This window comes from Methanomethylovorans sp. (assembly GCF_041305605.1).
In the GTDB taxonomy this organism is placed as follows: Archaea; Halobacteriota; Methanosarcinia; order Methanosarcinales; family Methanosarcinaceae; genus Methanomethylovorans.
On record NZ_JBFYLB010000063.1, the window covers coordinates 1 to 23,077 of the forward strand.

General features: G+C 45.6%; 22 protein-coding genes and 1 tRNA gene. 22 read left to right on the forward strand and 1 reads right to left on the reverse strand.

Going from position 1 to position 23,077, the window contains the following annotated elements; all coding sequences use genetic code 11:
* On the forward strand, positions 1 to 390 hold a 390-nt coding region (locus ACCM36_RS03970; RefSeq protein WP_370572440.1), incomplete at its 5' end, for a TspO/MBR family protein.
* Between the two features lie 10 nt (positions 391 to 400).
* Here the strand turns inward: ACCM36_RS03970 and ACCM36_RS03975 are convergent.
* Complete coding sequence (locus ACCM36_RS03975; RefSeq protein ID WP_370572441.1) at positions 401 to 619, reverse strand: DUF5652 family protein; 219 nt, start codon at positions 617 to 619, stop codon at positions 401 to 403.
* A gap of 254 nt (positions 620 to 873) precedes the next feature.
* Here ACCM36_RS03975 and ACCM36_RS03980 point away from each other — a divergent pair, with 254 nt between their 5' ends.
* From ACCM36_RS03980 to ACCM36_RS04080, 21 genes are all read left to right on the forward strand, one after another.
* A complete protein-coding gene (locus ACCM36_RS03980; protein ID WP_370572443.1) occupies positions 874 to 2,343 on the forward strand; it encodes a right-handed parallel beta-helix repeat-containing protein in 1,470 nt (489 codons plus the stop codon).
* A gap of 84 nt (positions 2,344 to 2,427) precedes the next feature.
* Complete coding sequence (coaBC, locus tag ACCM36_RS03985; RefSeq protein ID WP_370572444.1) at positions 2,428 to 3,663, forward strand: bifunctional phosphopantothenoylcysteine decarboxylase/phosphopantothenate--cysteine ligase CoaBC; 1,236 nt, start codon at positions 2,428 to 2,430, stop codon at positions 3,661 to 3,663.
* 4 nt (positions 3,664 to 3,667) lie between these two features.
* Positions 3,668 to 4,549, forward strand: coding sequence for a pantoate kinase (locus tag ACCM36_RS03990; RefSeq protein ID WP_370572445.1), 882 nt, complete (start codon positions 3,668 to 3,670; stop codon positions 4,547 to 4,549).
* A 101-nt stretch (positions 4,550 to 4,650) separates the two neighbouring features.
* The gene (locus ACCM36_RS03995; RefSeq protein ID WP_370572446.1) at positions 4,651 to 5,421 is read left to right on the forward strand and encodes a 4-phosphopantoate--beta-alanine ligase; all 771 of its coding nucleotides are present in this window, start codon (positions 4,651 to 4,653) and stop codon (positions 5,419 to 5,421) included.
* Positions 5,412 to 6,053, forward strand: a complete 642-nt coding sequence (locus ACCM36_RS04000) for an HD domain-containing protein (protein ID WP_370572447.1) — start codon at positions 5,412 to 5,414, stop codon at positions 6,051 to 6,053. Before ACCM36_RS03995 ends, ACCM36_RS04000 begins: the two co-directional genes overlap by 10 nt.
* Before the next feature lie 5 nt (positions 6,054 to 6,058).
* Positions 6,059 to 7,360, forward strand: coding sequence for an amidohydrolase family protein (locus ACCM36_RS04005; RefSeq protein ID WP_370572448.1), 1,302 nt, complete (start codon positions 6,059 to 6,061; stop codon positions 7,358 to 7,360).
* A gap of 35 nt (positions 7,361 to 7,395) precedes the next feature.
* Positions 7,396 to 8,631 carry an adenosylhomocysteinase gene (locus ACCM36_RS04010; protein WP_370572449.1) on the forward strand — a complete coding sequence of 412 codons (1,236 nt, stop codon included), beginning with the start codon at positions 7,396 to 7,398 and terminating at the stop codon, positions 8,629 to 8,631.
* A 299-nt stretch (positions 8,632 to 8,930) separates the two neighbouring features.
* A tRNA-Lys gene (locus tag ACCM36_RS04015) sits at positions 8,931 to 9,007 on the forward strand.
* 77 nt (positions 9,008 to 9,084) lie between these two features.
* Positions 9,085 to 9,321, forward strand: coding sequence for a DNA-directed RNA polymerase subunit H (locus ACCM36_RS04020; RefSeq protein WP_370572450.1), 237 nt, complete (start codon positions 9,085 to 9,087; stop codon positions 9,319 to 9,321).
* Between the two features lie 123 nt (positions 9,322 to 9,444).
* Complete coding sequence (locus ACCM36_RS04025) at positions 9,445 to 11,061, forward strand: DNA-directed RNA polymerase subunit B'' (RefSeq protein ID WP_370572451.1); 1,617 nt, start codon at positions 9,445 to 9,447, stop codon at positions 11,059 to 11,061.
* Positions 11,054 to 12,868, forward strand: a complete 1,815-nt coding sequence (rpoB, locus tag ACCM36_RS04030; protein ID WP_370572452.1) for a DNA-directed RNA polymerase subunit B — start codon at positions 11,054 to 11,056, stop codon at positions 12,866 to 12,868. The genes ACCM36_RS04025 and rpoB overlap by 8 nt, the downstream gene beginning before the upstream one ends.
* A 12-nt stretch (positions 12,869 to 12,880) precedes the next feature.
* Positions 12,881 to 15,523, forward strand: coding sequence for a DNA-directed RNA polymerase subunit A' (locus tag ACCM36_RS04035; protein ID WP_370572453.1), 2,643 nt, complete (start codon positions 12,881 to 12,883; stop codon positions 15,521 to 15,523).
* A 2-nt stretch (positions 15,524 to 15,525) separates the two neighbouring features.
* On the forward strand, positions 15,526 to 16,668 hold the full coding sequence (gene rpoA2 / locus ACCM36_RS04040) for a DNA-directed RNA polymerase subunit A'' (protein WP_370572454.1): 1,143 nt from the start codon (positions 15,526 to 15,528) through the stop codon (positions 16,666 to 16,668).
* Between the two features lie 109 nt (positions 16,669 to 16,777).
* Positions 16,778 to 17,065, forward strand: coding sequence for a 50S ribosomal protein L30e (locus ACCM36_RS04045; RefSeq protein WP_370572455.1), 288 nt, complete (start codon positions 16,778 to 16,780; stop codon positions 17,063 to 17,065).
* 15 nt (positions 17,066 to 17,080) lie between these two features.
* The gene (locus ACCM36_RS04050) at positions 17,081 to 17,506 is read left to right on the forward strand and encodes a NusA-like transcription termination signal-binding factor (protein ID WP_370572456.1); all 426 of its coding nucleotides are present in this window, start codon (positions 17,081 to 17,083) and stop codon (positions 17,504 to 17,506) included.
* A gap of 58 nt (positions 17,507 to 17,564) precedes the next feature.
* Complete coding sequence (locus tag ACCM36_RS04055; protein WP_292352640.1) at positions 17,565 to 17,993, forward strand: 30S ribosomal protein S12; 429 nt, start codon at positions 17,565 to 17,567, stop codon at positions 17,991 to 17,993.
* 6 nt (positions 17,994 to 17,999) lie between these two features.
* The gene (locus ACCM36_RS04060; RefSeq protein ID WP_370572457.1) at positions 18,000 to 18,560 is read left to right on the forward strand and encodes a 30S ribosomal protein S7; all 561 of its coding nucleotides are present in this window, start codon (positions 18,000 to 18,002) and stop codon (positions 18,558 to 18,560) included.
* A gap of 41 nt (positions 18,561 to 18,601) precedes the next feature.
* Positions 18,602 to 20,794, forward strand: coding sequence for an elongation factor EF-2 (locus ACCM36_RS04065; RefSeq protein WP_370572458.1), 2,193 nt, complete (start codon positions 18,602 to 18,604; stop codon positions 20,792 to 20,794).
* Positions 20,795 to 20,909: 115 nt separating this feature from the next.
* The gene (gene tuf, locus ACCM36_RS04070; protein WP_370572459.1) at positions 20,910 to 22,178 is read left to right on the forward strand and encodes a translation elongation factor EF-1 subunit alpha; all 1,269 of its coding nucleotides are present in this window, start codon (positions 20,910 to 20,912) and stop codon (positions 22,176 to 22,178) included.
* A 33-nt stretch (positions 22,179 to 22,211) separates the two neighbouring features.
* Entirely contained in the window at positions 22,212 to 22,523 is a 312-nt protein-coding gene (rpsJ, locus tag ACCM36_RS04075; RefSeq protein WP_321420567.1) for a 30S ribosomal protein S10, read from the forward strand.
* Positions 22,524 to 22,731: 208 nt separating this feature from the next.
* On the forward strand, positions 22,732 to 23,077 hold a 346-nt coding region (locus ACCM36_RS04080), incomplete at its 3' end, for an FAD-dependent oxidoreductase (RefSeq protein WP_370572460.1).

Consider the following 23,077-nt stretch of genomic DNA (forward strand, 5'->3'; position numbering starts at 1 on the left):
ATTCCTACATGGTATGCGACACTGGTGAAACCGTCCTTTGTACCTCCGAGCTGGACGTTCTCGGTGGTATGGACATTGCTCTACCTGCTCATGGGTATTGCCCTGTATCTGGTATGGGAGAAGGGCTTAGAAAAGGCTGATGTAAGGAAATCTATGGGTGTATTTGGAATACAGCTTTTCCTGAACTTCCTGTGGTCTGTGCTGTTTTTCGGCCTGCAGTCGCCTCTCTACGGGCTTGGTGGGATAGTTGTTCTGTGGGTGGTGATCCTTGTAAACATCTGGCTGTTCTACAGGATCTCAAAGGCAGCAGGACTGCTGCTGGTACCGTATATCCTGTGGGTATCGTTTGCAGCAGTACTTAACTACTCGATATGGGTGCTAAATGGGTGAAAAGAATAACTCAGATTCCTTTCTTCCCTTTCTGGAACACGTATATGTAGAGGATAGGCACTATCCCCAGGCTGTTTATAATCAGTATGGCAATGAACCAGTATTTATCTTCGTTCCTTGCAGCTTTCCAAAGTCCTATCCCTTTCCACATAAGATCCCAGAGTACCAATACGAGGAAAAGGGCCATAAATCCCGGAGTTTGCCAGGCTAAATATGACATTGTTAACATAGTTTACTCCCCAATAATCATGGGAGATCTCAAAATATAACAGTTCTGGTGCGTTGATCTGGTTATTTTCTCACATATCGGGACCATCAAGGTTGTTGAAATATTAATACAGGTACCTAAGGGTAAAAATGTCCTAAAAATGACCTTACAGCCATTTTCATCTAGTTTTTTTTACAACAGAACCCAGGTGAAAATTTAATAAGTATTATCGACTAGTATGACCTTATATGGTAATTCCTCTATTATTGAAGTTCTTGATCTGTGTCATAAGTCTTTCAATTTCAGGGTGTGTTTCACCTGTTGACCAGGTTGTTGACACTGTCACAAATGTCAATGTACCGACAGGATCCATTGCATACGTCGATACCGACGGAACTGCAAATTACAATTGCGATGGAGTAAATGACAATATCGAGATCAACAAGGCACTGACCTATGTCAATAGTATCGGCGGCGGTACAGTATACCTGAGAGGGCCGAACACATACTGGATAAACGGAACCCTGGAGATGGGGTCTAACACCATCCTCACAGGAGACTCTGATGCCTGTATCAAGCTTATACCAGATGCTGATTGGGGCGATTATGTGCCATTGATCACTAACATGGATGATGCAGATGAGAATTTCACAATAAAGGGATTCGAGATAGATGGGAACAGCGAGAACCAGTCCGTTCCCAGAGGTTCAGGATACTACGACATGATCTATTTCTACAAATGTACCGACATCACTGTTACGGACATGCGTATGGAATGGGGAACCAGTGATGGACTGATAGTAAGAAATTATTTTCATGATACATCTTCAAACATTGTTTTTACAAATAACTCAGTATACAAGCTTGGACATGAAGCCCTGTATACCCTGGGACTTAATGGGGTGACAGTAGCTAACAATAATGTATTTACCAGAACCAACACAGCTTTCAGGCTATCAAGTTCAGGCCATGCGAAGATCTACAACAATGTAATCTATTCAGAAATAGAGGACTGGTCAACGGGTCCGGGCATAGAGATCGACAAGAGCGATGGATACGAGTCCGAAGATATCGAGATATATAGGAATAGAATTCATACCCTTAACGGCGCAGCTATCTGGATAGACGGAGAGGACACTGATAATGAAGTGCGTGGCAAAGACGTCTACATACACCACAACATAATCTATGATGTCGGTCAATACGATGAGAATACCGGATACAGCAACTCCGGGATCGTGATCGGGCAGTTTGATAATACAATAATAGAGAATAATATTATCGACAACGGTGGCCAGGCAGGAATAAAATACTACCAATATCCAAAGTCGGCTACTATGGATGCATCCTTCACAACCATTGTAAGGAATAATGTTATAGTGGGCTCAGACGAATACGAAGATAGCGGATTATGGAATACAGATGGTACAAATCATACATTCGTATCAAATAACAACTGCATATACAATGTGGATCAGAACTATAATGGGAACGGAATAACCCAGAAAGATGACATCTATGTTAATCCGTTATTTGCAGACGCTGCAAAACATGATTACCACTTGAAAAGCACTGCAGGCAGATGGTCCGGTAAAGCATGGGTAACTGATTCCGTAACAAGCCCTCTTATTGATGCCGGATATCCTCAATCGAGCTTTAGTATTGAACCTAAACCCAATGGTAACAGAATAAATATAGGCAGATATGGAAATACTGACGAGGCTTCCAAAAGCCCTTCAACCTAACTTCATTTTTGAAGAGGTTATGAATATTGCTCCTAAAATAACCACAGACCAACCTTTAATATCAAAAACGACCTTTTTAAATCCATGCAAACCATGCGTGATCACCCCACACTCTGGATAAAGGGCAGTACTTCAGCTTCACTTGCAGGCAAGACCATAGTGCTTGCAGTCACCGGCAGCATTGCAGCCGTACGCACAGTGGAACTTGCCAGGGAATTGATACGCAGAGGTGCTGAGGTATATGCTGTTATGAGCGAGGCTGCCTCATGGATAATCAATCCCATGGCCCTGCACTACGCCACCGGCTATGAAGTGATCACTAAAATAACCGGAGCTGTGGAACACGTAGAGTTCTGCGGTATGAGTGGAAAAGCAGACCTGCTGCTAATAGCCCCTGCCACAGCCAATACCATTGGAAAAATAGCTTCCGGAGTCGATGACACACCTGTGACGACCTTCGCCACCACAGCTATTGGATCAGGCATACCTGTGATGGTAGTGCCTGCGATGCATGAAGCCATGTACAATCATCCTGCTTTGACTGAAAACATGGAAAAGATGAGATCCTGGGGAATCGGGTTTATTGGACCAGAGATTAGGGAAGGAATTGCCAAAATAGCTTCAAATGAAGAGATAGTACTGCAGGTCGAAAGACAATTGGGTAGCAAAGAACTGGCTGGTAGGAAGGTTCTCATAACCAGCGGCTCCACTGTAGAAGCCATTGACCCTATCCGGATACTGACCAACAGAGCATCCGGTAAGACTGGCGTGGAACTTGCTCTGGAAGCCTACCGGCGTGCAGCGGAGGTGACTATAGTACACCGCAACAGAATAGGATTCACCGGCATCAAAGAGATATATGCTGAAAGCGCCTCACAGATGACAGAAGCCATACTTGGGGAACTGGCCTGTGATTATGATGTACTCATCAGTGCTGCGGCGATCGCTGATTACACCTTGGACCCGGCAGATACGAAAATAAAATCAGGAGGAGAGCTGACACTCCATCTGAGACCTACTGCCAAGCTTATAGGCAAAGCAAGGACAGAGCATTCTGACTTGCTCATTGCAGGCTTCAAAGCAGAAACGGGAACCGGCCTGGACGAACTTCTAAAAAGAGCAAAAGATACCATGGAAGCTTCAAAACTGGACCTGATAGTTGCAAATGATGTCAGTAGCAGCGGGATCGGTACTGAGGATAATGAAGTATACATCCTTACTGTGGAAGATTCCGGACATATCCATGTAAAAGGATCAAAAAAAATGATAGCTTCTGCATTAATGGATGAGATAGGCCACCTGCTGATGTCAAGGAAGTGAAACAATGCAAGAAAGAAAATGGTCTGCCAGTGCTTTTGCTCCTGCACATATAACAGGCTTTTTTTGTATACACGACCATGAAGACCCCCGTAAAAAAGGTTCCACAGGTTGTGGCATTGTCCTGGACGGAGGAGTCGTCACCACTGTAACCTATTCAGAAGAACTGGAAGATACCCCTATTATCCTGAACGGTGAACATGTAGGAGGACACACTACAAGGACTGTGGTAAATATGCTTACAAATTCTCCCCTGCTCGTGGAAAGTGTGGCGAATATCCCAATAGGATACGGATTTGGAGCATCCGGTGCCGGAGCCCTCAGTACGGCTTATGCATTGAACGACGCATTATCCCTCAACCTTACCTCGGCTAAGATCATTGAAACGGCACATGTGGCAGAGGTTGTTAACAGGAGCGGACTCGGCGACGTAATAGCACAATCCTATGGCGGCGTTGTCATCCGCACCGCACCCGGAGCACCGAAATACGGTAGTGTGGACTGGATACCAGTTGCAGGGAAAGAAGTTATCTGCCTGGCACTTGGAGAACTTGATACCAGTTCTGTCCTCTCAGACCCTGATTTTGTCTGGCGCATAACTTCTATGGGAAGAGGCGCAATGAAAAAACTAATGGCTTCACCTACTTTTGAGACTTTCATGCAATGCTCCAGAGATTTTGCCTTTGGTACCGGACTTGCCTCCAATGCTATAATAGACGTAATAGAAGCTGTGGAATCTGCCGGCGGTATGGCATCCCAGGCCATGCTTGGAGAATCTGTTTTTGCAACAGTGTGCCCTGAAAGACGGGATGCAGTGATTGAAACACTCTCTGAGTTCGGCCAGCCATTAGCATATTATATAAATAACTGCAGAGCAGGGCTTTTGTGACAAAAAGCCTATTTAGTATGTTGCTGCATTAAACTCTCAAGCAAATATAATCTGATTTATGGAAAACGGAAAGAAGATAGAACAACCGGAGATAGAAGATCGTGACACATATCCCTGAGAGTCATCCAAGATATGCATCCCTGATAACCAGGGAAAAGATAGCAGAGGGTGTACAGATGGGCATCACCAGCCAGCAAGGTCTTGTAGCCCAGGGCAGGGGTGAAGCCTTTGACTATCTAATTGGCGAGCGTACAATAGAGTCTGCCGCAATTGCAGAACGTGTTGCAGTGGCTTATCTGCTCACTGCACAAAAACCGGTAATATCGATCAATGGGAACACTGCTGCCCTTGTACCGGGAGCCCTTGTATCACTGGCAGACGTTACCGGAGCAAAACTGGAAGTGAATCTGTTCCACCGCAGCGACGTCAGGGTCCATAAGATAATCGAGCATCTGAAAGCACATGGGGCAGGAAGCGTACTTGGTTCAAAAGGTAATGCGCGACTTGACCTATCCCATGATCGGGCCATAGTTGATCAGGAAGGTATATATGCAGCAGATGTGGTACTCGTGCCCCTGGAAGATGGGGACAGATGCCAGAAACTTGTAGAAATGGGAAAGATAGTCATAGCAATAGACCTTAACCCTCTGTCAAGGACATCCCTGTCTGCAACTGTGACAATTGTCGATAACGTGACAAGGGCATTGGAGAATATGGTCCATTTCACAAAAGAGATGAAAAAGGATAATAAAAAACAACTCAGGGAGATCATTGATTCCTACGACAACAGGAAAGTGCTTGCTGATGCCATGTATGCCATTCAGGAACATCTCAAGAACCAGGCAGGACGCGAGGGTATCGAATGGATCTGATCGAGCAGACAAGAGAATATGTATCAGAAGTACTCGCAGATGAGCCCAGTACCCATGATATGTCCCACATAGAGAGAGTGGAAGAAGTATGTATGCGTATCCGGGAAAAAGAGGGTGGTAATGAACAGGTACTTCGCCTTGCTGCACTCCTTCATGATGTAGGTATCGTGAAGGAGCATCAGGAAGGAGGGGACCATGCACAATACAGCGCAGAGATAGCACATGAATTCCTTACTGTTGCAGGTGCTGACAAAGGCCTGATAGAGCATGTAACTGCTTGCATCCGGTCCCACAGGTTCAGCCACGGGCTTGAGGCTCAAACGCTGGAAGCTCAGATCTTACAGGATGCTGACAGGATAGATGCGCTTGGTGCTGTGGGTATTTTCAGGTCCCTGGTTTCCATGGGTGCTTTGCGTGCCCTGAGATCCACCATCGGAACAGTAAAAGAGACGTCTATGAACGCTTATACTGAAGATCCTCTCGAGGGCTTCTATGAATATATGGAAAGGAAGCCTTTCAAAATATTAGAAAGACTTAACACTGGCACTGCCAGAGAAATAGCAGGAGAGAGACTAAAGGTAATGCACGCATATCTAGGGGCACTCCAGGAAGAAACCTGCTACATCAAGTGATAACTATGGCTGATATAATCATAAAGAACGGGCATATCCTCACAATGGAGCCCGGCAAGGAACGTGAGTTCAGAAGCGGAGTGGTGGTCATAGAAGATGGGATCATCACAGAAGTCGGAGAAAAGACCCATGAAACTGCAGAGACAGTAGTGGATGCGCACGGAGGCATTGTTATGCCTGGCCTGGTGAATACACACACTCATGCAGCTATGACACTGTTCAGAGGATATGCAGATGATCTTCCTCTTTCCCAGTGGCTCCAACAGCATATCTGGCCTGCGGAAGCAAAACTTACTGAAAGCGACATCTACAATGGCAGTATGCTGGCGTGCCTTGAGATGATCAAAAGCGGTACTACCTGTTTCAATGACATGTACATCCATGAGAACGAAACGGCAAAAGTTGTAGAAGAAATAGGAATAAGAGCAGCCCTATCCTATGGAATGATAGACTTTGGAAATACGGATAAAGCAGATGCCGAATTGAAAGAAGGAAGCAGATTCGTGCAGAAATGGCATGGAAAAGCAGATGGCAGGATCACAGCAATGTATGGTCCTCATGCACCTAACACCTGCTCCAGGGAATTCCTTGTGAGAGTGAAGGATAAAGCGAGAGAGGATGGTGTGAAAGTACACATCCATGTGCTGGAAACAGAGGCTGAGCTCAAAGAGATGAAAGAAAAGTATGGTATGTGCTCTATACACATGCTGAATAACATTGACTTTTTTGGCAGCAATGTTGTCGCTGCTCATTGCGTGTGGCTATCTGACGGAGATATTAAGATATTGGCAGAGTGTGGAGTCAATATATCCCATAATCCAGTGAGCAACATGAAACTTGCATCCGGGATCGCACCTGTGACAAAACTTCTGAAAAATGGAGCAAACGTGTGCCTGGGAACCGATGGATGTGCCTCGAACAATAATCTTGATATGTTCGAGGAAATGAAAGTCGCAGCATTACTGCAGAAGGTCAGTACCATGGACCCTACAGCTCTGCCTGCAAAAGAAGTGCTTAAGATGGCAACGATCAACGGTGCCAGAGCACTGGGTATAAACGCAGGCATGATAAGCAAAGGAGCGCTTGCGGATATAATAATAGTTGACAAGAATAAGGCTCATATGAGACCATTCTACGATGCTGCATCTCACATTGTATATAGTGCCAACGGGCAGGATGTGATGACAAGCATTGTCAATGGAAAGTTGCTAATGCAAGATTATGAAGTACTCTGCATGGATGAAATGAAAGTTATAGAACAAGCAAGCGCGGCTGCAGAGAATCTCATAGCACGGGTAAAGGAATAAATAGCCAATAACATGAATTTTACGGAGATATCAGAATGGACAAAGAAGGACTTATCGAATCCGGTGACCAGAAAATAGAATGGGCTCGGGCTCACATGCCAGTGTTGGAAATAATAAGAAAGAGCTTTGAGAAAGAGAAACCTCTGGAAGGACATAGAATAGCAATGGCCTTGCATGTAGAGGCAAAAACTGCAGTACTTGTGGAAACGCTTGCTGCCGGAGGTGCAGAGGTAGCCATAACCGGATGTAACCCCTTAAGTACGCAGGATGATGTATCGGCAGCGCTGTGCACACGCGACAATATAAATTCATGTGCAAAATATGAATGCAGCAACGAGGAATATTATGCTGCAATGAATAGGGTCCTGGAAATAGAACCTGATATTACGATAGATGATGGTGCAGACCTTATTTTCAAAATGCACACCGAAAGACAGGACCTATTGCCCACTATACTCGGAGGATGCGAGGAAACTACTACAGGTATACACAGGCTGAAAGCTATGGAAAAGGATGGGGCCTTGAAAATGCCAGTTATGGCTGTCAACGATGCAATGACAAAGTTCATGTTTGATAACAGGTATGGGACCGGACAATCATCCTGGGACGGTATAATGAGGACCACTAACCTGCTGGTGGCAGGCAAGAATGTTGTCGTAGGAGGCTACGGATGGTGCGGTAAGGGAGTTGCCATGCGTGCAAGGGGTCTTGGAGCTAATGTAATCGTTACGGAAATTGACCCGATACGTGCCCTTGAAGCAAAGATGGATGGAAATCTGGTGATGACCATGAAAGAAGCGGCAAAGATAGGGGACATCTTTGTGACCACCACAGGCAACTGCGATATTATTACCAAGGAACACTTTGAAGTAATAAAGGACGGAGCGATCCTTTCCAACTCAGGTCATTTCAATGTTGAGATCAATCTTGAGGATCTGGAAAGCATGGCCAAAAGTGTGCGCACTGTGCGTAAGAACATTAAAGAGTACGATATAGGAGACAGGAAAGTATACGTGCTTGCCGAGGGAAGGCTTGTGAACCTGGCTGCAGGCGACGGGCATCCCGCCGAAGTAATGGATATGAGCTTTGCTAACCAGGCCCTGTGTGTAAGGCATATAGCAGAGAATAAGCTTGTAAATGGAGTACATGCTGTGCCCCACGAGATAGATATGCGTGTAGCTGAACTGAAGCTCAAATCCATGGGCGTTAATATCGATTCTTTAAGTAAAGGACAATGTGAGTACATGTGCGGATGGAAATCAGGAACCTAAATACGGCATGTAAATATAGAATATCGATCTCCACCGAAAAAATCATACAACCGGATAGGAAGGGGTTACCGAACGTTCTTTGAAAGGGAGGAAAACTTAGTATAAATATGTTATGGCGTAGAGGCGTATAACCTCTTGGGACGTTTTTTTGAGGGGTTGGGATACTGTTAGAATGTATATCCCAAACCCGTTCGACCCCACAACGCATCTGCGAAATGTATATATATGATAAGTACGTTTTGGAGGGCTACACCGAACTGATGCGAAAGTGGACAGGTAAAGGGGCATACAAACACAATGGGCTCGTAGCTCAGTCAGGCAGAGCGTCTGGCTTTTAACCAGACGGCCTAGGGTTCAAATCCCTACGAGCCCGCCATGAAATCCATGGCGTCACATTAGTATATGCTTTTTGCCAATTAATCCATGTGCACACTTTTTGAGGGAGGAGAAAATTTGAATAAATTCAACCTGCTCGACAATGAACTGATCCCAAAGCATGAGATTTTGGGTGAGGATGAGTTGAAATCTGTTCTAAAACGCTACAAGATAGAAAGGGAGCAATTCCCAAAAATAAAGATCAATGATCCTGTAGTGCAAGAAATTGGCGCATCGGTCGGAGATGTGGTTAAGATAACCAGGAAAAGCCAGACGGCCGGACAGGCACTTTATTACAGGCTTGTAATAGAGTGAGATAGCATCAAATGAGAGCATTTGTTTTATATATTGCCACTTTATTGTGGTCATGTTACGTAATGTTTTTCATACCTTTCCATCAACTAATTAGGTGTAATCATCATTTCAGAGGGCAGTAAAGTGTCAGAGGCATATTTTACCAGGGACAAGATTGTCCAGCACCATATCGACTCTTACAATAAATTCCTTGAAAGTGGTCTACAGAACATCATTAACGAACAAGGAGTAATTGAGACCGATATAGAGGACGTATATATCAAGTTAGGGAACATCAGGGTGGAGAAACCTGTCGTAAAAGAAGCGGACGGAGCCATCGAGAAGCTATATCCGAATGAGGCAAGATTACGTAATCTGTCCTATTCAGCCCCTATATACCTGCAGATGAATGTAGTGCAGGGGGAAGAAGAGTCAGAACCGGTGGAAGCAAAGATCGGGCAGTTACCTGTAATGATAAAATCCTCAATATGCAACCTTGTGGAACTCAATGAAAAAGAAATGATAGACTATGGTGAGGACCCACTTGACCCAGGAGGATATTTCATAGTTAACGGCACCGAAAGGGTTGTCATGACCCTTGAAGACCTCGCTCCTAACAAAATACTGACCGAATTTGGAGAGAGATATGGAGACATGATAGAAGTCGCCAAGGTATTCTCTCAAAGAAGAGGATATAGGGCTCTCGTAGTTGTGGAAAGAGGCCGCAAATCCTTATTGGAAGTATCTTTCCCATCCATATCAGGTCGTATCAATTTCATAACTTTAATGAGAGCATTGGGAGTAGAAACTGACCAGGACCTGGTAACTACAGTATCCAATGACCCGGAAATTATGAAATTCATGCTGGAGAACCTGGAAGAAGCAGAAGTGGCCTCCACCCGTGAAGCTATTGAAAAAATAGGTACCAGGGTCGCTGCAGGCCAAGCTCGTGACTACCAGATGAAACGTGCGAACTATGTAATGGACAGATATTTGCTGCCTCACCTTGGAAATGAACCTAAGGACAGATTTGCAAAAGCATATTTCCTTGGAAGGATGGCAGAATCCTGCTTTGAGCTTGCTCTTGGGAAGCGTTCTCAGGACGATAAGGACCACTATTCCAACAAGAGACTTAAGCTAACAGGCGACCTGATGGAAGATCTATTCAGAGTAGCGTTCAACCGTTTGGCCAGAGATGTAAAGTACCAGCTTGAGAGAGCAAACATGAGGAACCGTGAACTCAACGTAGTGACCCTTGTCAGAGCGGATGTACTTACTGACAGGTTACAACATCCTCTTGCTACAGGTAACTGGGTAGGAGGCAGGACAGGTGTATCCCAGCTTTTAGACAGAACGGATTATATTTCAACTCTCTCACACCTCAGACGTGTAATTTCTCCCCTCTCAAGAGCACAACCACACTTTGAAGCTCGTGACCTGCATCCCACACAATGGGGAAGATTATGCCCATCCGAAACTCCTGAAGGACCGAACTGTGGACTAGTAAAGAACTTTGCACAGATGGTGGAACTTTCCACCGGAGTAGATGACAAGAGCGTCCTTAAGAAAATACTCCTCGACCTGGACGTAAAACCAAACATTCCACATCACCGTCTGGAGAAAGTAGTCGAGTACGGTGAAGAACTTGAAGAGTATACTGATGAGTTTGATACTATTCCACACGAGGAAGAGAAACCTGACCTAGGATATAACGACTATTCAGATATGGACGATGGCATGGGAGGCTTTGCAGATGAATGAAGCAAAAGTGTTTTTGGACGGGGAACTCATCGGTACCCACAGCAATCCACAGGACCTTGTGGAGAACATTCGCAAACAAAGGAGAAGCGGTGTAATATCCAGACAGGTGAATGTTACCCTCAATGATGATATCCATGAAGTTATAATAAACTCCGATATCGGAAGGGCTAGAAGACCAATGATAGTAGTCAAAGATGGAAAGTCTTTGCTGACCGAGGATGTCAAGGAATCCCTGAAGAAGGGAGACATGACCTATGATGATCTGGTAAAGGAAGGTATTGTTGAATATCTGGATGCTGAAGAAGAAGAGAATGCTTTTATCGCCCTTACAGTGCCCGAGATCGTCCCGAAGAATACGCACCTTGAGATAGATCCAAGCCTAATTCTGGGAATTTGTACAGGCATGGTACCCTATCCGGAACACAATGCTTCCCCTCGTAATACGATGGGTGCGGCCATGGTCAAGCAGTGTATCGGCGTATCCACATCCAACACAAAGCTGCGGCCCGACACACGTGCACATGTACTGCACTATCCTCAGAAAGCCATGGTAAGGACCATGACATGTGAAAACATTGCTTTTGATGAGAGGCCGGCAGGGCAGAACTTCGTTGTAGCAGTAATGTCATTTGAAGGGCATAACATTGAAGATGCACTGGTCTTCAATAAAGGTTCTATCGAGAGAGGGCTGGGGAGAAGCCATTTCATAAGAACGTTCGAAGGCGAGGAAAGAAGATATCCGGGTGGTCAGGAAGACAAATTCGAAATACCTGACTCTGAGTACAGAGGAGCACGCAGTCCTGAGGCATACTCCAACCTGGATGTGGATGGCCTTGTGAACCCCGAGACTTTGGTTGGCCCAAATGATGTACTCATAGGTAAGACAAGTCCTCCTCGTTTCCTTGAAGAACAGTCGGATTTCGGCATCACTGTGGAGCAACGCAGAGAAAGTGCGATCACGATGCGCTCCAATGAAAAGGGAATAGTGGACACTGTTATCCTTACTGAATCAATAAATGGTACACGCCTTGCAAAAGTAAAGATAAGGGACCAGAGAATACCTGAGATAGGTGACAAGTTCGCATCCCGACATGGACAGAAGGGAGTTATCGGCCTGATAGTACCATATCAGGACATGCCGTTTACAGAGAACGGGATGGTTCCGGACCTGGTCATCAACCCTCATGCCATCCCCTCTCGTATGACCGTAGGACACGTGCTTGAGATGATCGGTGGCAAAGTAGGTAGTATGGAAGGCAGGCGTATCGATGCAACGGTGTTTGCAGGAGAGAAAGAAGAAGAACTGCGCGCAGGCCTTAAAAGGCAGGGCTTTGCTCATACCGGCAAAGAAGTATTTTTCGATGGGGTCACTGGTAAGAGGATACCAACAGATGTGTTTGTAGGCGTGATCCTTTATCAGAAACTGCATCACATGGTTGCCTCTAAGATGCATGCAAGGTCCCGCGGACCTGTACAGGTGCTCACCCGCCAGCCAACAGAAGGTAGGGCAAGGGAAGGAGGTCTGAGGTTCGGAGAAATGGAGCGTGATGTGCTCATCGGACATGGAGCTGCCATGACACTGAAGGAAAGGTTGCTTGACGAGTCTGACAAGGTCGTCGAACTTGTCTGCGGACACTGTGGCATGATAGCGACCTTTGACCGTAAGCGGAACATTAGATATTGCGCAAGCTGCGGTGCAGAAACGGACATACATCCGGTGGAAATGAGCTATGCGTTCAAATTGCTTCTTGATGAGATCAAGTCGCTTGGAGTGGCACCGAGACTTAAATTAGATGATGCTGTGTGAAGGCGATATAAAATGGACACAATACCTTCCATACCTAAAAGGATATCTGCAATACAATTTGGCCTGATCTCTCCAAGAGAGGTCAGGAAGATGAGCGTCACAAACATCATTACTGCAGATACCTATGATGATGACGGATACCCTATTGACATGGGACTCATGGACCTTAGACTGGGTGTCATAGACCCGGGTCTTAAATGCAAGACCTGTGGGAGCAGAGCCGGGGAGTGCCCCGGGCATTTTGGCCATATAGAATTGGTTGCGCCGGTAGTACATGTAGGTTTCAACAAGACCATCCGCAAGACTTTGCGTTCAATATGCCGCAATTGCAGTGCCCTTTTGCTGGAACCTTCTCAGAAAAAGAATTTCCTTATCCAGATCGATAAACTCCATGAAATGGGACATCTGCCGGACCCTGTGATTAATGACGTTTTTAAGGAGGCCAGGAAGACAAAGGTCTGTCCGCATTGTGGGGCTGAACAGTTAGAGATCAAGTTCGAAAAACCCACTGAATACATAGAGGACGGGCATAAGCTAACACCTACAGAGATAAGGGACAGGTTCGAAAACATATCAGACGATGATGTGAAAGTGATTGGAATGGACCCTTCATGTGCCAGGCCTGAGTGGATGATCCTTACAGTATTACCCGTACCTCCTGTCACTGTGAGACCTTCCATTACACTGGAATCCGGGCAGCGCAGTGAAGATGACCTGACCCACAAACTTGTGGACATCATACGTATAAACCAGCGTTTCCAGGAGAACAGGGATGCAGGAGCGCCACAACTTATCATAGAAGACCTGTGGGAACTGTTGCAGTACCATGTGACCACTTTCTTTGACAATGAAGTATCAGGCGTGCCACCGGCAAGACACAGGTCCGGAAGACCTCTGAAGACACTTACCCAGCGTCTCAAAGGAAAGGAAGGACGTTTCAGGGGAAGCCTGTCAGGTAAACGTGTAAACTTCTCTGCACGTACCGTAGTGTCACCTGACCCGAACCTTAGCATCAACGAAGTTGGAGTACCCGAAGCCATAGCTATTCAGATGACCATCCCTGAAAGGGTCATCGAGAGAAATATAGAGCTTCTAAGAATGTATATCCTGAAGGGGAGCGACGTCCACCCCGGGGCAAACTATGTGATCCGTCCGGATGGGAGACGTATAAAGATAACGGAGAACAACAAGGAAGAGCTGGCCGAGAAAGTCGAGAAAGGATGGGTGGTTGAAAGACAGCTGATGGATGGAGATACCGTACTATTCAACAGGCAGCCATCTCTACACAAGATGAGCATTATGGCCCATCAGGTAAAAGTACTTCCTAACAAAACATTCCGGCTTAATCCTGCAGTATGCCCACCATACAACGCTGACTTCGATGGTGACGAAATGAACATGCATGTACTGCAAACAGAAGAATCCAGGGCAGAAGCAAGTATACTCATGCAGGTGCAGGAGAACATCCTTTCACCACGTTTTGGCGGACCTATCATCGGAGGAATCCACGATCACATATCAGGCATGTTCCTGCTTACAAGGAACGAGAACCGTATAACCAAGAACGAAGCTTTGGAACTTCTTAGAAAGGCAGAGATCAGAGAATTACCAGAGCCTGCGGGATATAAGGAGACCGGAGAACCCTATTGGAATGGTAAGCAAATATTCAGCCAGATACTTCCTAAAGGACTTAATGCAGAATTCCCTGCTGAAGTGTGTTTTAAATGCGATGTTTGTAAGAAGGAAGCCTGTGAATATAACGCCTATGTTGTGATCCGCAATGGAGAGATGATACAAGGCACAATCGACGAAAGGGCGATAGGGGCTTTCAAAGGTATCATACTTGACAAGGTCGTGAAGACATACGGTACTACAGCTGGTGCAAAATTTGTGGATGATTTTACCAGACTTGCCATAAGAGGAGTCATGAAGACCGGGCTGAGTTTTGGTATCAGCGACGAGGATATCCCGGAAACTGCCAAGAAGAATATAAAAGAAGTCCTTGATAAGGCTGAGAACGAGGTCAAGGACCTGATCGCAGCTTACGAAGCAAAAGAACTGGAACCTTTGCCAGGAAGGACCCTTGACGAAACCATTGAAATGAAGATCATGCAGACCCTTGGTAAGGCAAGGGACCAGACAGGTAACATTGCAGGTAATCAGCTTGGTCTGGAAAACTCCGCTGTGATAATGGCCAAATCCGGAGCAAGGGGATCTATGCTTAACCTTACACAGATGGCTGCCTGCGTTGGACAGCAGGCAGTTCGTGGTGAACGTATCAGGAGAGGATATGCAGGAAGAACACTTCCTCACTTTGACAAAGGCGACCTGGGAGCCGATGCACACGGGTTCGTAAAATCCAGTTATAAGAGCGGGTTGTCACCGACCGAATACTTCTTCCATGCCATAGGAGGACGTGAAGGTCTTGTGGACACTGCCGTGCGTACATCTCAATCAGGATATCTGCAAAGAAGACTGGTAAACGCTCTCCAAGACCTTGAAGTGCAATATGATGCTACTGTAAGGGAAACAAGGGGTGTTATAGTGCAGTTCAAGTACGGAGAGGATGGTATCGACTCCACCAAGAGCGATTACAGCAAGCCGGATAACGTACATAAGATAGTGGAAGCGGTGACAGGACGGAAGGTGAGTTGAAAATGGCTCTGATCGAATCTACGATAGACTCAATGATTAGTAATCTTGACCTGCCTTTGAACATCCTCCAGACACTTAGAGAGGATGCAATAAAAGCAGGAGTTAACAAAAAAGAGCTTGAAGAGATCATCGAGAAGGTAAAGGAAAGTTATGAATATGCAAAAGTAGAACCCTGTGAAGCTGTGGGTGTGGTATCAGCCCAATCCATAGGGGAACCTGGTACTCAGATGACGATGCGTACATTCCACTACGCCGGTGTGGCTGAGATCAACGTTACATTAGGACTTCCCCGTCTTATAGAAATAGTTGATGCAAGAAAGGAACCAAGTACTCCTACCATGACCATTGCTGTCCTGGAAGAATATGCCCAGGATAGGGACAAGGCTCGTAAACTGGCATGGGAGATTGAAGCTACACATATAGAGCAGCTTGCGGATGTTACCACTGACCTGCTGAACATGCAACTAATAATAGACCTGCATGAGAAAACCCTGATGCAAAGAAGCATAACCGCAGATGAACTAATTGCAAAACTAAGTGATGAGTTGGGTGTACCGGTGAAACTGTCAGAAAACATTGAGAATCAACTCATTGTGAAACCAAAAGAGCCTTCATACAGAGAACTTTTGCAGATGGCCAAGAACATCAATAACATCACCTTGAAGGGAATAGAAGGCATCAAAAGAGTTGTGATACGCAAAGATGGCAACGAATACATGCTCTACACCGAAGGATCACAGCTGAAGAAAGTATTGGAAGTAGAAGGTGTTGACATCAGTCGTACCTACACCAACAATATTGGTGAGGTTTACGAGGTGTTCGGAATAGAAGCTGCAAGGAATGCCATCATAAAGGAAGCTACCAGCACACTTGGAGAACAGGGCCTTACCGTAGATATCAGGCACATAATGTTAGTTTCGGACATCATGTGCTGTGATGGCGAGGTTAAGCAGATCGGTCGCCATGGGATTTCCGGTGAAAAGGCAAGTGTGTTCGCACGAGCTGCTTTTGAGGTTACTGTAAACCACTTGCTGGATGCAGGAATGCGTGGAGATGTTGACGAACTTAATGGTGTTACAGAGAATATCATTGTTGGACAGCCTATTAAGCTTGGAACCGGAGATGTACACCTGATAGCTAAGTAAGGCTTCAAAATGGTATACGGATTACAGAAGAACAACCAGAAAGTAGATATAAGGATTCACTTATTAGAATACAGACCTTAGGTTTAAATTGCATAAGAGATGGTAATATATGGATATTAATATCGACAAAGCATTGATCAAGGCGATCAGAACAGGGAAGGTGGTGATCGGCTCAAAGAGCACCATCGACGCTGCTGTTAGTGGAAAAGCGAAAATAGTAGTTCTTGCTTCCAACTGCCCGACAGAGATAAGAGCACAGATCGAGTCTACAAATGTACCTGTACTCAATTACTCCGGTACGAACATGGAGCTTGGTCCAGTTTGCGGAAAACCTTTTGTGATCGCTGCCCTTGCGATCCTGGAAACGGGTGAGTCCGATATACTTGCAGCAGCTTGAGAGGAGTTGCTTGACTTGAGCGAGATCAGGCTATCAACAGAAGGAATAAGATACATCGCATTATTTGAAAGCTTAACAGGTGCAACTGTGAAGGATTGCATCGTTGAGGAAGACCGTATAATATATGTGGTGAAAGCAGGCGACATGGGAGCAGCCATTGGAAGAAATGGTGACCATATAAACCGTATGAAGAAAACTGTTGATAAGCACATTGAACTCGTTGAATATTCAGATGATCCGGTCATATTCATAAAGAATGCTTTTGGTCCTGTAACTGTGAAGTCGGTGAACATTACTACAAGAAACGACAAACGATTGGCTTACGTAGATGTCTCGAACAAAGAAAAGGGACTTGCCATCGGACGTGAAGGAAAGAACATCGAAAAAGTGAAAATGGTTGCACAAAGGCACCATGACATAGATGATGTTATACTTCAGTGACTGACAGGAATCAGGGTAAAGCGCAATATTATTGTGATGAAATCTTGGAGGAAATATTATGCCAAATGGAAAATATGCAGCTCATACCTTAAAGAGCATTCGCCAAAATGCTAGGTGGAAAGACACCCAGTATAACAGGCGTACGCTTGGTTTGAACGTGAAAGCAGATCCCCTTGGAGGAGCTCCACAGGGAAGAGGGATAGTACTTGAAAAAATAGGGGTAGAGGCAAAACAGCCTAACTCTGCCATAAGGAAATGTGTGAGAATACAGTTGATCAAAAATGGTCGTCAGGTATCTGCATTCTGCCCAGGGGACGGTGCTATCAACTTCATTGACGAACACGATGAAGTAACAGTAGAGAGGATTGGTGGACGCATGGGTGGTGCAATGGGAGATATCCCTGGTGTACGTTTCAAAGTGATTGCAGTCAACAACGTGTCCCTGAACCAAATGGTCATTGGCCGCAAAGAGAAACCAAGGAGATAATCTTCAATGTACAAATTATACGGAAAATGGGACCTTGCAGAGGTAGAGGTGGTTGACCTTGGACTCAAAAGGTATGCAAACCTTGAACCGGTCATATTGCCACATTCCAGCGGCAGGCATGCACGTCAACAGTTCAACAAATCAAATTTGTTAATAGTTGAACGCCTTGTCAACAGTATGATGAGGAGTGAAAAGAACACTGGCAAGAAACAGCTAGCAATGCGCACGGTAGATGAGGCTCTTGATATAATAAATAAGAAAACAAAGAAGAACCCCGTACAGGTGCTAATAGAGGCTATTTCCAACGCCGGCCCCAGAGAAGAAGTTGTCAGGCTTAAATATGGAGGCATCTCTGTTCCTAAAGCCGTGGACACTGCCCCTCAGAGACGTGTTGACAGTGCTCTGAGATACATCTCCATGGGAGCAAGCCAGGCAGCATTCAAATCAAAGAAGTCCTTGGCTGAATGCCTTGCAGCAGAACTGATAGCTGCGGCAAATCGTGATGCAAAGTGTTTCTCCATTAACAGGAAGGACGCTAAGGAAAGAGTTGCAAAGGCAGCACGTTAAGCTTTTCACTGCTGATAATAATAGCATTACAGGGTAGTATTATGGGAAGAAGAAAGAAAATGGTGGAGCGCGTCACTGCGTTGATGGGCACACCTGAAAAGATACGCAACATTGGTATAGTTGCGCATATTGATCACGGTAAGACCACATTATCCGACAACCTGCTGGCGGGCGCCGGAATGATATCCAAGGAACTGGCAGGCAGGCAGCTCTTCATGGACTCCGACGAGGAGGAACAGGCAAGGGGAATTACCATCGATGCATCCAATGTCTCAATGGTGCACGAGTACGATGGACAGGAATACCTTATCAACCTTATAGACACACCTGGTCACGTTGACTTTGGCGGGGACGTCACCCGTGCCATGCGTGCAGTAGATGGAGCTGTAGTTGTAATTGATGCGGTAGAAGGTACAATGCCACAGACAGAAACTGTGCTGCGGCAGGCCCTAAGAGAGCATGTTAAGCCTGTGCTGTTCATTAACAAGGTGGATCGCCTTATAAATGAACTACAGGTCGATTCTCAGGAAATGCAGGTAAGATTGGGAAAGCTTATCGACCATGTGAACAAGCTCATCAAAGGTATGAACGAAGAGAGATACAAAGCTGGCTGGAAAGTTGATGCTGCAGCTGGTACTGTAGCTTTTGGTTCAGCACTATACAACTGGGCTATCAGTGTACCAATGATGAAAAGGACTGGGATCAGTTTCAATCAGGTATATGACTACTGTAAGAAAGAGGACATGAAGACCCTTGCTGACAAATGTCCCTTGCACGAGGTCGTAAATGACATGGTGGTAAGGTTCCTGCCAAATCCCCTTCAGGCACAGAAGGGAAGAGTAGCAGCTATCTGGCATGGAGATAAAGAATCACCCATCGGAAAAGCCATGATGATTGCCGATGCCTCTGCGGACCTTACATTCATGGTCACTGATATATCCATGGACCCACATGCAGGAGAAGTAGCCACTGGAAGACTTTTCAGTGGAAGTCTGACACGTGGCATGGAAGTGTATGTATCCGGTGCGGCTAAGAAGAACAGGATACAGCAGGTAGGAATTTTCATGGGCCCTGAGAGGCTTGAAGTCGAAAAGATACCTGCCGGTAACATTGCTGCAGTTACGGGCCTCAGGGATGCAATAGTCGGTTCCACAGTAACCACTATGGAAAACATGACACCCTTTGAAAGCATAAAACATGGCAGTGAACCTGTGGTGACAGTTGCTGTAGAAGCAAAACACATGAAAGACTTGCCAAAACTCGTCGAGGTACTGAGACAGGTAGCGAAAGAAGACCCAACACTAAGGATCACTCTGGATGAAGAAACCGGTGAACACCTGATGGCGGGCATGGGTGAACTTCACCTCGAGGTCATTGCACACAGGATACAACGTGACAAGGGAGTAGAGATCACAACTACACCTCCGTTAGTGGTATACCGTGAGACCATTCGTGGCAAGGCGGGCCCTGTAGAAGGAAAGTCACCCAACAGGCACAACAGGTTCTATGTGGAGATCGAAACCATTGAACCGGGTGTGCTGGAACTTATCCGCAATGGCGAGATTTCTATGACCATGCAGGAAGTAGAACGCCGTGAAAAACTCATGGCTGCCGGAATGAGCAAGGATGAGGCAAAGGGTATCGTAGAAATATACGAGTCCAATATCTATATCGATATGACAAAAGGTATCCAGTACCTTAACGAAACAATGGAACTTATTCTTGAAGGATTCCAGGAAGTAATGAAGGCCGGACCTTTGTCAAGAGAACCATGTATGGGCATAAAGGTCAAGTTAGTGGATGCTAAGTTGCACGAAGATGCTGTACACAGGGGACCTGCCCAGGTAATTCCTGCTTCAAGGCAAGCCATACAGGCAGCCATGCTTATGGCTGGAGATACACTCCTTGAACCTTATCAGAAGGTGTTTATCCAAGTACCACAGGACCAAATGGGTGGAGCCACAAAGGAGATCCAGGGTCGCCGTGGTATAATAATGGATATGCACACCGAAGGTGACACCACTGTGATCGAATCAAGGGCACCTGTAGCTGCTCTGTTTGGTTTTGCCGGTGACGTAAGGTCGGCAACCGAAGGGCGTGCGATGTGGAGCACTGAATTTGCAGGCTTTGAAACATTACCTGCAAACCTGTTAACCGAAGTAGTGGGAGCCATCAGACAAAGAAAGGGTCTGAAGAAGGAGATACCACAGGCAGCTGATTACCTCTCCATGTGAGCTAGAGGATATGGCTTATGCCTTATCCCCGAGCTTTGCCTTGGAAAGGTTTAAACGTAGAAAAAACTATTAGGACAAATCATACTTAAGCAATATCAAATAGGAGACGATTTAAATGGCTGACAAACCACACATGAACTTAGCAGTCATCGGTCACATTGATCACGGCAAATCTACACTTGTCGGAAGATTGATGTTTGAGACTGGGGCAGTACCTGCACATATGATCGAGAAATACAAGCAGGAAGCAAAAGAGAAAGGAAAAGAATCCTTCGCCTTTGCGTGGGTTATGGACTCTCTAAAGGAAGAGAGAGAAAGAGGTATCACCATCGATATCGCCCACAGAAGATTCGACACTGATAAATTCTACTTCACAGTCGTGGACTGCCCAGGCCACCGTGACTTCGTAAAGAACATGATCACAGGTGCATCTCAGGCAGACGCAGCAATCCTTGTGGTTGCCGCACCTGACGGAGTTATGGCACAGACAAGGGAACACATATTCCTGTCCAGAACCCTTGGTATCAACCAGCTGATCATTGCCGTCAACAAGATGGACGCAGCAAAATACAGCGAAGCAAGATACAAAGAGGTAAAGGAACAGGTTTCACAATTGCTCGGCATGGTTGGTTTCAAGGCATCTGAGATCCCATTCATCCCAACCTCTGCATTTGAGGGCGACAACATCTCAAAGACCCCAAGCCCGAACACACCATGGTATAAGGGACCATCTATCCTTGACGCTCTTAACGCCCTTAAGACACCAGAGAAGCCGGACAAGCTCCCACTAAGGATACCAGTTCAGGATGCATACACCATTTCCGGTATAGGAACCGTACCAGTCGGCAGAGTAGAGACTGGTATAATGAAGAAAGGTGACAAAGTCGTATTTATGCCAACTGGCGCCGGTGGAGAAGTAAAGTCCATCGAAATGCACCATGAAGAAATCCCACAGGCTGCCCCTGGTGACAATATTGGCTGGAACGTAAGAGGTGTCGGAAAGGCCGATGTGCGCAGAGGAGACGTATGCGGACACACTGACAACCCACCAAGCGTTGCTGAAGAGTTCACTGCACAGATCGTAGTACTACAGCACCCATCTGCGATCACTATTGGATACACTCCTGTATTCCACTGTCATACTACACAGACCGCATGTACTCTGATGTCTATCGACAAGAAGCTTGACCCCAAGACCGGACAGGTCAAGGAAGAGAACCCCACCTTCATTAAGGCTGGAGATGCGGCAATTGTAACAGTTAAGCCAACAAAGCCAATGTGTATCGAGCCTGTGAAAACCATTCCACAGCTTGGAAGGTTCGCCATCCGAGATATGGGAATGACCATTGCTGCCGGTATGTGCATGAGTGTCAAACAGAAATAATGACACTCTCCTTTTATCTTAGAGGAGAATAATATGGCACAGAAGGCAAGAATTAGATTATCAGGGATTAGTCCGGTACATCTGGATGGAGTTTGCGATCAGGTCAAGGCAATTGCCGAGAGAACTGGAGTAAGCATCTCCGGGCCGGTACCTCTGCCTACCAAGAAACTGGTAGTCCCTACGAGGAAGAGCCCCAGTGGTGAAGGAACCGCAACATGGGATCACTGGGAAATGAGAGTACATAAAAGGTTGATAGATATCGCTGCAGATGAAAGGGCATTGAGACAACTCATGCGCATTCAGGTTCCGAAGGACATCAACATAGAGATTGTACTCCAGAACTAAAAACATAAAGTTACAGATCATATCTGTAACCCTCTTTTTTATATTTCATAAGACCAGTGAGTTTTGGCTATGAAAAATTAAAGGATAGAACTGCTGTAAAATGTATTTTTTAGTAAGTACTTCCATGCCCTTATATGCTACTAAGAAAAAGTATCAGTACCATAACATATATCTAAAAAACAAACTTATAAAAAATAGGGAGTTTAATATGAAAGAAAAAGTACTGATATTAGGGGCAGGGTATGCCGGGTCAGTGGTAGCCAATATATTGGCCAGAGAGTTCAGGAATAAGATCGCCAAGGAAGAGTTAGAAATAACCATCCTCGACAAAAGTGATATCAATATAAACCAGGGTGGTTTTACCTTTATTCCTTTTGAACTCTATACACCTGAAGAGATCACAAGACCAAGAAAGAAACTTATAAGCCCTAGGGTGAAAACCTTTTTCGGGAAGGAAGGGGAAGTGACAGCAGTAGACCTTAAGAATAAAGAGGTGACTGTCAAAAGTGATAAAAAATATGGTTATGACTACCTTGTTATCGCAATGGGGTGCA

Coding starts and splice junctions, on each gene's coding strand:
- ACCM36_RS04000 (WP_370572447.1), top strand. CDS start 5,412: ATGGATCTGATCGAGCAGACAAGAGAATATGTATCAGAAGTACTCGCA.
- ACCM36_RS03975 (WP_370572441.1), bottom strand. CDS start 619: ATGTTAACAATGTCATATTTAGCCTGGCAAACTCCGGGATTTATGGCC.
- rpsJ (WP_321420567.1), top strand. CDS start 22,212: ATGGCACAGAAGGCAAGAATTAGATTATCAGGGATTAGTCCGGTACAT.
- rpoB (WP_370572452.1), top strand. CDS start 11,054: ATGAATGAAGCAAAAGTGTTTTTGGACGGGGAACTCATCGGTACCCAC.
- ACCM36_RS04045 (WP_370572455.1), top strand. CDS start 16,778: ATGGATATTAATATCGACAAAGCATTGATCAAGGCGATCAGAACAGGG.
- ACCM36_RS04055 (WP_292352640.1), top strand. CDS start 17,565: ATGCCAAATGGAAAATATGCAGCTCATACCTTAAAGAGCATTCGCCAA.
- ACCM36_RS03990 (WP_370572445.1), top strand. CDS start 3,668: ATGCAAGAAAGAAAATGGTCTGCCAGTGCTTTTGCTCCTGCACATATA.
- tuf (WP_370572459.1), top strand. CDS start 20,910: ATGGCTGACAAACCACACATGAACTTAGCAGTCATCGGTCACATTGAT.
- ACCM36_RS04065 (WP_370572458.1), top strand. CDS start 18,602: ATGGGAAGAAGAAAGAAAATGGTGGAGCGCGTCACTGCGTTGATGGGC.
- coaBC (WP_370572444.1), top strand. CDS start 2,428: ATGCAAACCATGCGTGATCACCCCACACTCTGGATAAAGGGCAGTACT.
- ACCM36_RS04060 (WP_370572457.1), top strand. CDS start 18,000: ATGTACAAATTATACGGAAAATGGGACCTTGCAGAGGTAGAGGTGGTT.
- ACCM36_RS04035 (WP_370572453.1), top strand. CDS start 12,881: ATGGACACAATACCTTCCATACCTAAAAGGATATCTGCAATACAATTT.
- ACCM36_RS04005 (WP_370572448.1), top strand. CDS start 6,059: ATGGCTGATATAATCATAAAGAACGGGCATATCCTCACAATGGAGCCC.
- rpoA2 (WP_370572454.1), top strand. CDS start 15,526: ATGGCTCTGATCGAATCTACGATAGACTCAATGATTAGTAATCTTGAC.
- ACCM36_RS04010 (WP_370572449.1), top strand. CDS start 7,396: ATGGACAAAGAAGGACTTATCGAATCCGGTGACCAGAAAATAGAATGG.